The organism is Nocardia salmonicida, from assembly GCF_036142455.1.
In the GTDB taxonomy this organism is placed as follows: domain Bacteria; phylum Actinomycetota; class Actinomycetes; order Mycobacteriales; family Mycobacteriaceae; genus Nocardia; species Nocardia salmonicida.
Genome location: NZ_CP108014.1, coordinates 6,132,167 through 6,144,588 on the forward strand (window position 1 = coordinate 6,132,167; position 12,422 = coordinate 6,144,588).

The 12,422-nt window shown below is 67.1% G+C and carries 9 protein-coding genes; 7 read left to right on the plus strand and 2 right to left on the minus strand.

The window, feature by feature from the left end; genetic code table 11:
- Positions 1–69: 69 nt before the first annotated feature.
- The 7 genes from OHS03_RS28715 (at position 70) to OHS03_RS28745 (ending at position 10,563) form a co-directional block, all read left to right on the plus strand.
- Entirely contained in the window at positions 70–1,449 is a 1,380-nt protein-coding gene (locus tag OHS03_RS28715; RefSeq protein ID WP_328658351.1) for an MFS transporter, read from the plus strand.
- Positions 1,450–1,492: 43 nt separating this feature from the next.
- Complete coding sequence (locus OHS03_RS28720; protein ID WP_328658354.1) at positions 1,493–2,413, plus strand: DMT family transporter; 921 nt, start codon at positions 1,493–1,495, stop codon at positions 2,411–2,413.
- Positions 2,414–2,508: 95 nt separating this feature from the next.
- The gene (locus OHS03_RS28725; protein WP_328658356.1) at positions 2,509–4,404 is read left to right on the plus strand and encodes a serine/threonine-protein kinase; all 1,896 of its coding nucleotides are present in this window, start codon (positions 2,509–2,511) and stop codon (positions 4,402–4,404) included.
- 84 nt (positions 4,405–4,488) lie between these two features.
- Positions 4,489–5,649 carry a DUF7373 family lipoprotein gene (locus OHS03_RS28730; RefSeq protein ID WP_328658358.1) on the plus strand — a complete coding sequence of 387 codons (1,161 nt, stop codon included), beginning with the start codon at positions 4,489–4,491 and terminating at the stop codon, positions 5,647–5,649.
- Between the two features lie 17 nt (positions 5,650–5,666).
- On the plus strand, positions 5,667–7,532 hold the full coding sequence (locus tag OHS03_RS28735) for a serine/threonine-protein kinase (protein ID WP_328658360.1): 1,866 nt from the start codon (positions 5,667–5,669) through the stop codon (positions 7,530–7,532).
- Complete coding sequence (locus OHS03_RS28740; RefSeq protein WP_328658362.1) at positions 7,529–9,457, plus strand: protein kinase domain-containing protein; 1,929 nt, start codon at positions 7,529–7,531, stop codon at positions 9,455–9,457. The genes OHS03_RS28735 and OHS03_RS28740 overlap by 4 nt, the downstream gene beginning before the upstream one ends.
- 56 nt (positions 9,458–9,513) lie before the next feature.
- A complete protein-coding gene (locus tag OHS03_RS28745; RefSeq protein WP_328658363.1) occupies positions 9,514–10,563 on the plus strand; it encodes a Gfo/Idh/MocA family protein in 1,050 nt (349 codons plus the stop codon).
- Positions 10,564–10,576: 13 nt separating this feature from the next.
- On the opposite strand, the gene OHS03_RS28750 is transcribed toward OHS03_RS28745, so the two are convergent.
- A complete protein-coding gene (locus tag OHS03_RS28750) occupies positions 10,577–11,953 on the minus strand; it encodes an FAD-binding oxidoreductase (protein WP_328658365.1) in 1,377 nt (458 codons plus the stop codon).
- 27 nt (positions 11,954–11,980) lie between these two features.
- Positions 11,981–12,343, minus strand: coding sequence for a cupin domain-containing protein (locus tag OHS03_RS28755; protein ID WP_328658367.1), 363 nt, complete (start codon positions 12,341–12,343; stop codon positions 11,981–11,983).
- Positions 12,344–12,422 lie beyond the last annotated feature (79 nt).

Below are 12,422 nucleotides of genomic sequence, written 5' to 3' on the forward strand. Positions count from 1 at the left end.
GCGACGCGAACGATAGAACCCATGCGGATGCTCTTCTACGGCTGTTGACCTTCCCCGCTCCGGCACGCGGTGGCCTGGTTGAGGCGTGATCCGACCGGTGTCCGCGACCTCACGGTGCGCGCGGTCCTGTTCAAGGGCACGCGTGACCTGCTACCGATCTATGCCCTCTACGGCGTTCTCTTCGCCGATCACGGACTGAGTACCGCACAGATCTCGCTGTTGCTGGCGATCTGGTCGGTGACCGCGTTCCTGCTCGAGGTGCCCTCGGGCGCGTGGGCCGACACGGTGTCGCGCCGCCGACTGCTCGTCCTGAGCTGCGTGTTGCAGGCCGCGTGTTTCGCCCTCTGGATGCTGGAGCCGTCGTTCGTCGGCTTCGCGCTCGGCTTCCTCGTCTGGGGTATCGCGGGCGCACTGGAATCGGGGACGTTCGAGGCGTTGATCTACGACGATCTGGTCGCACGCGGCGAACCGTCCGCCTACGCGCGAATCATGGGTTGGGCGCGTGGTGCGCAGGAGAGCACCGTACTCGTGGCGATCCTCGCCGCCGCACCGCTGTTCGCGCTCGGCGGCTATGAACTGGTCGGCTGGGTCAGTGTCGGTGTCGGTCTGCTGCACACGCTGACCGCACTGGCTCTGCCCAGCGCGCCCGTCGCCATCTCCGCGACCGCCGTCGATGATCTCGACGACGAGCCGGCACCAGGACCGGTCGGCCCGCACGTCAAACCGGGAGCGGCGTCGGCTGGCGCACCACCGTCGAATTCGCACGGGTCCACTTCGTCGCGCTATCTCGCCATGCTCAAAACCGGCCTCTCCGAAGCACTTCACGTCCGCAGGGTCCGCCGAGGTGTGCTGCTCGGCGCACTCCTGTACGGCGTCACCGCCTTCGACGAATACTTCGGCCTACTCGCGGTCTCCGGCGGCGCTTCGACCAGCACCTCGGCATTACTGGTCGGAGTCACCGTCGCGGGTTCGCTGATAGGTTCGTTGTCGGCCGGCCGTACCGAGGTCGTGTCGAATCGAACGTTGGCCATCGCGCTGTTCGTCGCCGGAATCCTGTTCGTCGCGGGCGCGTTGGCGGTCGGAGCGGCGCAGGGCCCCGCGCTGGTCTGGGTGGGATTCGTCGGTATCGGCATCGCCTACGGCATCGACTTCAATGCCGAGGTCATCGCGGGTGCTCGGCTCCAGGATGCGATCGAAGGCCCGGCCAGGGCTACCGTCACCTCGGTCTCCGGGCTGCTCTCCGAGATCGTAGCGCTCGGTGTATTCGCGTTCGTCGCGCTCGCGACCCAGTGGCTCGCGATGTCGACGACTATCGCGTTGCTCGGGTTGGTCATCTTGGTCGCCGCCGCGTTGACGCCTACCTGGCTGCCGCCGCGTCCCGTCGCCGCGCGTGATAGGACTGAGAACGCAACCCCGGATCAAGAGGGAGAACGTGAGGCCGACCGCTAGCCGTCATGACCCCGGACGACCCGCAGGAGCCGCGGGCAGGCGGATGAGCCTCGGGCTGATATTCGGGTTCGCTATCGGGGCGGGTGTCGCGGTGCAGGGGCGGATCAACGGGGCGCTGGGCGCGCGGCTGACCGATGGGATCGCGGCGGCCACCATCAGCTTCGGCACCGGTCTGCTCGCTCTGCTGATCGCTTTCGCGTTCAGCCCGGCGTTGCGAGCGGGTGTCACCAAGGTGCGTACTGCGGTGTCGGAGGGCGGATTGCCGCTGTGGCAGTTGCTCGGCGGATTGTGTGGCGCGTTCTTCGTGGCTGCTCAGGGCCTCACCATCGCCGCGATCGGCGTCACCGCCTTCACCGTCGCGGTGGTCGCGGGTCAACTCCTGAGCAGCCTCGTCGTCGACCGACTCGGCCTCGCCCCGAACGGTCGAACCCCGATCACCCCATGGCGTGTATTCGCGGCCGCCCTCGGCATCACCGGGGTCGTGCTCTCGGCCGGCGGCAGTTCCGCCCCGACCACCGTCGTCACCGGCGTCCCCGACCTCCCCGCCCTACTCATCGTCCTTCCCGCCCTCGCGGGAATCGGCCTGGCCTGGCAACAAGCGGTCAACGGCCGAGTAGGCGCCACCGGCGGCCCCTTCACCGCCGCCCTGATCAACTTCGCAGTCGGCCTGACCGCCCTACTCCTGCTCGACCTCTACATCCTGTCCACCACCGGCCTGCCGACCGAATTCCCCACCGAACCTTGGCTTTACACCGGCGGCCTGATCGGCGTCGCGTTCATCGCTCTGGCCGCGGTCACGGTAGGCATGATCGGTGTCCTGCTGCTCGGTCTCACTTCGGTGGCGGGTCAGCTTGTCGCCGCGATGGTTCTCGACGCGGCCGACGGAAGACTGTCGCCAACGACCGTCGTGAGCTGTGTGATCGTGCTGGGTGCGGTGGTGGTGGCGAGCCGGAGCAGTCGCTGACCCAGACGCCGGAATGCTAGGTTTCAGGCGAAATGCGGCCGGGTGATTCGGCCGGTCTGCCGGTGCGGCGGACAGGGAGTTGGGGGAGTACCGAATTGATCGATCCGCTGTCGACGAGTGAATCGCCGATGATCGGGCGCTACCGGGTGCACGGTGTGCTCGGTGCTGGCGGGATGGGTCGGGTGGTGCTGGCAACGGGGCCCGACGGCCGATTCGTCGCCATCAAACAGATTCATTCGCATCTACTCGACGATCGTGAATTCCGGGCCAGGTTCGAGCGAGAGGTCGCCATCTCCGCCCGGGTGTCGGGAGCGTTCACCGCCGCGGTGGTCGACTTCGATACGGCAGGCGAAACACCTTGGCTCGCTTCGGTGTTCATCGCAGGTGTGCCTCTGGACAAAGCGGTACGAGAGCTCGGCCCACTGCCGGTCCCGGCGCTGCGCACGCTGGCCTCTGGAATGGCCTCCGCACTCCACTCGATCCACAGCGCGGGCTTGGTGCATCGAGATCTCAAGCCCGCCAACGTGATTTTGGCCGCCGACGGACCGCGCGTGATCGACTTCGGCATCGCGCAGGCGGTCGGTACCGGGGCGCAGCTCACCGAAGTGGGCGCCGTGGTCGGCTCGCCCGCGTACATGTCACCGGAACAGGCGAACAGCGAACCGATCACCTCCGCGAGCGATGTCTTCTCGCTCGGCTCGCTGCTGTGCATGGCCGCGACCGGAACGGCACCGTTCGCGGCGTCCTCCGCTCCCTACGCCCTGTTCAACATCGTCCACAGCGAGCCGCAACTCGACCAGGTCCCTGCGCCGCTGCGCGACCTGATCGCGGGATGTCTACGCAAGGACCCGAGGGCCAGACCGACACCCGCTCAGATTCTGGACTACCTGGGTGTCCTGCCCGTTCAATCGCAGCCGTGGCCCGCGCCGATCCATGCTGAAATCGCGGCGCAGACGCAGAAACTCGTCGCGCTGACCTCAGACCCCGAAGCGACGCAGATTATTTCGGCGCACACACCGATCGCACCGCCGACCGTCGAGGTTCCTGCCGAGAAGCGCCGGACCGCACTTCGGCTGGGAATTGTCGCGGCGACCGCGGTTGTAATCGCGGGAGCGATCACAGCGGTTGTCCTGCGCGGCAACGAGTCCGCGACAACACCTCAGGACAAGCCACAGGCGATACCGACCGCGACTCTTCCCGGCCTCGACAAGCTGCGTGGCACCGATGCGTGCACCTGGCTGCCACAGGCTCTCGGAGAGAGACTGCCCACCGAGGTCGCCGAGAAGGCATCGCCGGATGTCTCGGCCTGGCGCTGGCAGGCGACGTCGAGTTGGGGATGTGACGGCACCTCGGGTGGTGCGCGCATGGCCGTCGAGATCGGTGCCGCGCTGGACGGATTCGAATCCGGCAAGCAGGTGGTCAACGGTTACGCGATTGCCCGCCGCAGCGACGACTGTGCGTTCGCGATCGAGGGCGGCGAGCAAACCGCACGTTGGGGCATCATCGTCGACACCTTCTCGAGCGGCGAATGCCGCCTCGCCGACCATGTCCTCGAACGGCTCACCGCCTCGCTCGGCGAACTGCGTCCCGACACCGCTGCGCAGAAATCTCTGTCGTCGGTAGATCCCTGTGCCCTGGTAGACAATTCGGCCTTCGCCGCCCTCGGTCCCGTCGTGGCGAAATCCGCTCACTCCTGCGAGTGGTCAGGTGACTCCACCGTGCGGATCACCTTGTCGCAGCCACGGCAACCAGCGACCTCCATGGAGGAGAAGGTGATCGATATCGGCGACGGTGTGCTGGTCGACAATCGCGACAGCGTGATGCTGGGGCCGAACGAATGCCGTCGGGTGTATCAGTTCCGCAAGGTCGGCGAGACTTTTCGCGAGGATGTCGAAGTGTCCGTCAGCAATCCGAACCAGCGCGAAGAGCAACTCTGCGCGATCGCCGATCCGCTCGTGAAGCAGGCGGTCGGCCGGTTGCCCGCGCGGTAGCGGCGCCGAACTCGCAGGTGATAGTTTCACGGCAGAGTTCGGGAGGGGCCTGGCGTTCGACGCTGCGGTCGGAGGGGAATGTTCGTGCGTATTCGGTTGCGTTGGCTGGCGCCGTTGTTATCCCTCACCCTGCTCACCTCGGCATGCGGTGACAACGCCGCACCCGATCACGGTGACTATGCCCTCGAACCGGTGGCGGGCGACTACGACGACGCGCCGAATGCGGTGCGTGGAACGCTGGTGGAATCCGTGCGCATCGGCGAGCGGTTGCTGCTGGCCGACCGCGTCGACCCGGAATTGACCGAGGGCGACGGTGACGGGCTGATCGTCGGGGTAGGCGGTGTCGACAGAATGCTCTCGGGCGTACAGCGAAGCGCGCTCGGGCCGTTCGACGTGCTGGCCGGCTACGGCGCGATCGCGAGCAACGGCCAGTCGGACAACGAATCGAAGCACAAGTTGCTGTCGATCGCGATCCTGTCCCTACCTGATGAGGCCCAGGCGACGGCGGCCGCGCAGGCAATGGCTGCCGCGGATTTCACCGCGAACACCGAGAACGCTTCGTTGACTCTCCCGGAATATCCGGCCGCACTGTCACATTGGAGACCCGGTGTGCCGACGGTCGGAAGCTGGTTGGTGTGGAAGAACCTGGTGATCAGGTTGTACGCCAAGATCATCGAGCCCAGTCCCGAACTGTTGACCGATCTGCTCACACGGACTTACCGCGCACAGTTGACCGAGCTCGGCACCTTCGTTTCGACGCCCGCCGCCGATGTGCCGAAGCTGAAACTCGACAGCGACAAGTTGCTCACCCATGTGGTGAAGACCGGCGACTACTGGCCCGACAAGTGGGACTTCATGGTGTACGGACCTCGTTCCTATGCCCTGTTGCGCGACCATCCGTCGGTCAACTTGCGTGAGTTCGAACAGAGCTCGATCGACGCGATCGCGGTGTCGTACAACAAGTTCCTGTACCGCGCGCGTGACGCCGAAGCCGCGAAGATCTACGCCGACACCGAGGAAAAACATTCGCTGGCAGCTGATTACACGCCGATGACGGGTCCGCCGGGACTTTCGGGTGTTTCCTGCTACCGCGCGGCGAGGCCGGACAACAGGTCGGTTGCCGCCCGGCGGTTCTCCTGCCTGGTGCGCCACAACGAGTTCGTGGTCCGCCTCTACAGCAACCAGGAAACCGACATTCGACAGCAGGCGGTCGCGCAGCAAGCGCTACTGAGCGGGTCGTGGTGAACACGGGAGGCGCGGCGATGAAACCGCTGGGATCGCAGGATCCCGAACAGCTGGGCCGCTATCGCCTGCTCGCGGCAATCGGCCGGGGTGGCATGGGCCAGGTGCTGCTCGGCCAGGGCCAGGATGGTCGGTTGGTCGCGGTGAAGCAGATCCACCGCCAGTTCACCGGAAATCCGGAGTTCCGTGCCAGGTTCCGGCGGGAGGTGTTGGCCTCACAACAGGTCACCGGCGCGTACACCGCGGGGGTGGTCGACCATGACGCGGATTCCGAAACGCCATGGCTGGCTTCGGAATACATCGCGGGTCCCGGCTTGCAGGACATGATCGGCGAGTTCGGCCGCCTCAACCTGAACGGGCTGAAACTCCTGGCCACCGGCTTGGCGATGGCGCTGCTCGAGATCCACCGCACCGGCCTGGTGCATCGCGACCTCAAGCCGAGCAACATCCTGCTCACCAACGATGGTCCACGCGTGATCGACTTCGGCATCGCCAGGGCGCTCGAGGACGACGTCAACCTCACCGCCACCGGCGCGGTAATCGGCTCGCCCGCGTACATGTCGCCCGAGCAGGCCGAATGTCGAACCCTCACATCGGCTTCCGATGTTTTCGCCGTCGGTGCGGTCCTCGCGATGGCGGCCACCGGTGCGAGTCCGTTCGACGCGGCCTCCACCCCGCAGGTCCTCTACAACGTGCTCTACAGCTCCCCGGACACCACCGGAATTCCGGAGCCGATCCGCGCGCTGGTCGATGCCTGCCTCGCCAAGGACCCGTCGGCGCGCCCGACCCCCGAGCAGTTGCTCGACGCGGCGAGCCGGATCGACGCCGAACCCGTCTGGCCGGTCCGGATCCGCCGACGCATCGCCGACTGCCAGGCCGAGGCTGGTCGCTGGGCTGACGGAACCGCCGCTGCCGCAGCGTCGATCGCGCCCGAACCACCGAAACCGAAGTGGGCGCGACTGGCTCCCGCCGCCGCGGCGGTGTCCGCACTGGTGCTGGCCGCCATCGCGTTCTGGGGCGTCGGCGTAGAGGGCAACGCGGTGGCGATGGACGATCCGCCACTGGCGCTGACTCACGACGAATCCCGCCGTCTCGACATCTGCGCGCTGCTCGATCCGTCGGTGCTCGGTGAACTGGGTACGGCGACAAGTGAAGAAGTTTCGGACGCCATCGGCGGCTGCACTGTCGGGTATCGCGATCAGGCCGGCCGCAAGATGTCTTTCAGCCTGAGTACCGGCGAGAGTGTCGCCGACGTGCGTGACGACAAACAGCCGATGGGTAGCACCATCAATTGGATGCCGGTGCTCGGACGCTACAAGGAGTCCGCCTCCTGCGACCGCATGGTGGTGACGCAGAGCGGTTTGCCGATGGTACTCAAGATGAGTGCGAGCACCTTTCCGCCCGCGGGGGACCTCTGCCCGGAGTCCGAACGCGCACTCGCGGCGGTGGTCCGGCGACTGTCGGTCAATCCGCCACTACGGACCTACCCGCAGGGCTCGCTGCTGCCGCTCGACCCGTGCACGCTGATCGACCTCGCGGCAACCCGTTCGTCGCTCGGTGATCTCGTGCGCTCAGCGACCCCCCACGGCTGCGCGTTGACCGGCGCCAACGGCCTTTTCACGGTCGACGTCGTCGAGACCATCCGGCCGGACAATGTCACGAGCCGAAAGGCCCGGCCGACACGCACGATCGGGGAGCACACGGTCTATCTCGACGGCAGCGGTCCCACATACTGCACTTTCATCCTCATGGTGATGCCGACCAAAGACGATCAGGCCGAGCAGCTGCGGGCCTCGTACTACCCGAACAACCCGGGGGGCGATGGTAACTGCGAGATCGTCGCCGATCTGTTCGAACCCGTACTCGAGAAGTTGCCCCCATCATGACGATCCATCCGCCCGGTCCCAGCGATCCGCCCACCATCGGCCGCTACCGTGTGCTCGGCACGCTCGAGTCCGCGGCCGGATTCCGGTCCGTGCTCGCCACCGGCCCCGATGACTCGTTGGTCGTCGTGCGGCAGGCGCTACCGGAACTCCTCGACGAGCCGGAGTTCCGGATCAGGATGCGGCACAGTGCGATTGCCGCGATGCGTGTCTCCGGCTCCGCCAACACCACGGTGATCGACGTCGACGCCGACGCTGAGAAGCCTTGGTTGGCATCGGCATTCGTTCCCGGTGTGCGCCTCGACACCGCTGTTGCCGAACACGGGCCGCTGCCTGTGCCTGCCGTTCGCATCCTGGCCGCAGCCCTCTCCTCGGCGCTGCGAACCGTGCACGCCGCTGGCCTCGTGCATAGAGGCATCCGGGCCGACACGGTGCTGTTGGCAAGGGACAGTGGTCGTCTCGGTGAAGTCGGTATCTCCCCGGCCGCCGGGACCGCCACCGCGTCGGCCATGGGCACGCCGGACTTCCTGTCACCGGAACAATCGCTCGGGTATGAGCTGACGCCGGCCTCGGACGTGTTCTCCCTCGGTTCCGTCCTCGCGTTCGCCGCCTCCGGCGTCGCACCGTTCGCCGCGCCGTCGGTGCCGTACACGCTGTTCAACATCGCCCAGCGCGAACCCGATCTGAGCCGGGTGCCGGAGCCGCTGTTCGAGATGCTGGCCGCGTGCCTGCGCAAGGATCCGGCGGCCCGCCCCACTCCGGGGCAGATCCTCGACTATCTAGGAGCCCAGCCGAGCGGTCCGCCACCGTGGCCCGCCCCCGTGCTCGATGACATCGGGCGCCAGCAGCACGAGATCTCGGCACTGCTGGCCGCACTGCCCGCGATCACCGCACCGGAACCCGCACCTGGACGACCCTTTGCGGTGGTCATGGTCGACAAAGGTCGTGCGAGCGTCGAATACGGCAGGCGTGTACTGGAATCCGGGCGTCGTCGCTGGAGTGCGGCGAGTCCGAGGGCCCGGAGCGGCCTGGCAGGTGGCCTGGCAGGTGGCCTGGCGGCACTGCTCGTGGCGCTCGTCGGGATCACCTACTTCGCGACGCGCGAAGAAGGTCAGCCGGGGCCGGTGACCGGGCTGACCCTGGCGCAGCTGCGGCAGATCGACGCCTGCCCCTGGCTGGCCTCGGCCTTCGGCGACTCGGTGCCGGTCGCGCCGACACCACTGGCCGCGGATACCTGGGAGCTGAGTCCGTCCCCGAGCTGGGGGTGTACCGCCAGTTCCAACCGCTATGCCTTCTACCTGCATCTGGGGAAGGGGGACCAATACCTGACACCGAATAAGACAGTGGTGGAAGGGGTTCCGATTGTCGACGGCAGCTCGGCTGGCTGCACGCGGGCCATCGCGAGCCCAGGCGCCGAGCACGAATCCGGCATCGTCATCATGCTCAGCAATCCGTCCGGGGTGAAGGAATGCGCGGGTCTCGACTACATCGCGGCTAACCTCGCCCGGTCACTGACGACCGCGCCGCGCGCCGAGGGCAGGGAGTCCTCGCTGGCTCTGGCGGAACCGTGCGCGCTGCTCGACCGCGACACCGTCGCCGAGAAGATCGGCGTCCTGCCACCCGAGCCCACGATCGCCGACGCGCACACCTGCCAGTGGGACGCGCGCGTGCGAGTCACCCTAGAGCTTGTGAGCACCAGTACGAGCACTACGGGCAAGGATCTGGAGATCGTCACGGTCGACGGGGTCCAGATTCATCTCGGCAAGGGCGGTTCGAAGGCCATCTGCTCCCGCGCTTATTTGATGCCGGATGCCGGGAAGGAGACCATCGAGGTCTCGGTACACGGAAACGAGGAAATCCGCGACGAGATTTGCGCGATTGCCTCGTCCCTCCTGCGACAGGCGGTCGGGAAACTGCCCGAGCGCTGAGACAAGCCCGGCTACGGTGAACACCCGACCCCGCAGACCACCACGAAAGGGCAGCCATGGACCAGCTCGGAGTAGCGGTAGTCGGATACGGCCTGGCCGGGTCGGTGTTCCACGCGCCGCTCATCGCCGCCGATCCGCGGATGCGAGTGGCCGCGGTGGTGACCTCCTCGGAGGAGCGGGCCGCGCAGGCGCGGGCCGAGTATCCGGGAGTGCGGGTGTGGAAGTCGGCGCAGGAGATGTTCGTCGAGGACGAGGACGTCGATCTCGCGGTGATCGCCACGCCGAATCGCTCGCACGCGCCGCTGGCGCTGCAGGCGTTGGCCGCCGGGTTGCCGGTGGTGGTGGACAAGCCGTTCGCGGTGACGGCGGCCGATGCCGAGGAAGTGGTCGACGCTGCGGCGCGGGCCGATCTGCCGCTGAGTGTTTTCCAGAATCGCCGCTGGGACAACGATTTTCTGACCGTGCGCGCACTGATGGATGCCGGTGAACTGGGTGAGGTCCGGCGGTTCGAGTCCAGGTTCGAACGGTGGCGGCCGGTTCCCAAGGGTGGTTGGCGCGAAGTCGGCGATGCCGAGGACGGCGCGGGCATTCTGTTCGATCTGGGCAGTCACCTCGTCGACCAGGCGCTGACGCTGTTCGGCCCGGTCATCGAGGTCTACGCCGAACTCGACCGTCGCCGCCCCGATGTCAAAGCTGACGACGACGCCTTCATCGCCCTCACCCACGCCAACGGCACCCGGTCGCAATTGTGGATGAGCGCCGTTGCGCCGCAACTGGGTCCGCGTCTGCGCGTGCTCGGATCCGCCAACGGCTACACCGTGTCCGGCCTCGACCCCCAGGAAGACGAGCTGCGCGCAGGCCGCCGCCCGGACGACGGAAAACCCTGGGGCACAGTCGCACCCGAAAAGTGGGGCACCTTCGGCGCGGGCGAGGAGCTACGCCCGATCCCCACCCTCCCGGGCGACTACCCCGCCTTCTACGCGGGAATGGCCGCCGCCCTGCTCGACGGAGCTCCGGTCCCAGTCGACCCCCGCGATGCCGTGGAAACCCTGCGCATCCTCGAATACGCCCGCCACGTAGCGGAACCCGCCGATCTCACTTCTTGAAGATATCCGGCGACTACTGCGCCGGTGCGATGTTCTGGTTCAGGTGGAACAGGTTGGTCGGGTCGTAGGTCTTCTTGACGCCGGCCAGACGGTCGAAGTTGGGGCCGTAGTTGGCGCGGATGCGGCCCTGGTCGTCGGAGGCCATGAAGTTGATGTAGCCGCCGTCGGCGGTGTGGGGCTCTAGCGCGGAGTGGTAGTCGCGCACCCACTTGATGTTGACTTCGTTGTCGGCCGGATCGGGCCACATACCAGCGATCACCGGGGCGAAATTCGCGGTGCGGTACGCGAACGCGGTGTCGTCCACCGCGACATCCTGCACGGCGCCGTCGATCGAGTAGAGGTGCATGGTGGACTGCACCGCGGGCACGCGCGGGCCGAACTCGAGGTGGGTGGCGAGGGCGCCGTCGGTGAGTTCGGGTTGGAACGCCGCTTTCCAGTAGTGCTGCAGGCCAGGGGGCAACAGACCGTCGAAGGCGCTGTTGAGGGCCGGGTAGGGCATTCTGCCGACGTGTTCGGCCACCGGTGCCGCGACCGCCCGCAAGTCCGCGAGCAGTGCTTCGGCCTCTTCGTCGGCGCCGTTGAAGCAGGACACCAGGAGTACGAACGGCTCGCCGACGCGTTCCGGGGGGATGAACGGCAGCGGCGGCGCGATCTGGAAGCCGGGAAAGGCGCCCATCGCGCGTGGTGCCGCGGCGATCCAGTCGCGGTAGGTCCGCAACAGTTCTTCGGCGACGTCGAGCTCGAAGAACATGGGTCCGCCGTAGATCGTGTCCACCGGGTGCAGGTCGAACTCCATTTCGGTGACCACACCGAAGTTGCCGCCGCCGCCACGCAGCGCCCAGTACAGATCGGGGTGCTCGGTCGCGTTCGCGGTCACGAAGGATCCGTCGGCCAGCACCACATCGGCGGACCGGAGGTTGTCGATGGACAGACCGTAGGCGCGGGCAAGGTAGCCGATGCCGCCGCCGAGGGTCAGGCCGGTGACGCCGGTGGTCGAGATGATGCCGCCGGTGGTAGCGAGCCCGAAGGAGTGCGCGGCATGGTCGAAGTCGCCCCAGTCGCAGCCGCCCTGTACGCGGGCCGTTCGCTGCTCCGGGTCGATGCGGATGCCCTTCATCGCGCTGAGGTCCAAGACGATGCCGTCGTCGACGGTGCCGAACCCCGGCACGCTGTGGGCGCCTGCGCGGATGGCGAGGTCGAGTCCGCCCTCGCGGGCGGCATCGACGGTGACGCGCACGTCGGTGACGTCGACCGCGCGGACCACCGCGAGGGGTCGGCGGTCGATCATCGCGTTGTACACCGAGCGAGCCTCGTCGTAGACAGGCGACTGCGCGGTGATCACCTCGCCGCGGACCGCTTCGAGCATGGTCAGTACGGGTGTGCCGTTCATTTTCGCTCCCTGGACGGGTCGGATCGGTCAGCTGAACAAGCGCAGTGCGTGTTCGTGGAACTGGCGCATCGGCGCCACGTGGCCGACCTCGAGGAAAACGGCTCCGTCGGCCGAGGTCGCGGTGTGCCCGGCGGGCCAGTAGTAGACCTCGCCCGCGCTCGCGGTCTCCACCGTGCCGTCGGCGTGCTCCAGCCGCAGCGACCCCTCGAGCACGATTCCCCAGTGCGGAGAGGGACAACGGTCATCGGGCAGGCCCCGCAGCACCGGACCGAAGTCGGTCCCGGCAGGCACTCGGGCGTGCCGGACAGCCATGTCACCCAACTCGATATACCGGGTTTCCATCTCGCCCTTGGCGACCTCGATGGGCAGATCCTCGATCGGCGTTGCCATGGTGTGCTCCTTCGGCGGGCGCTGTGGTTCTTCTGACGGTACGAAGAACCGGTTGCGCGCACCTGACCTGATCTGACCG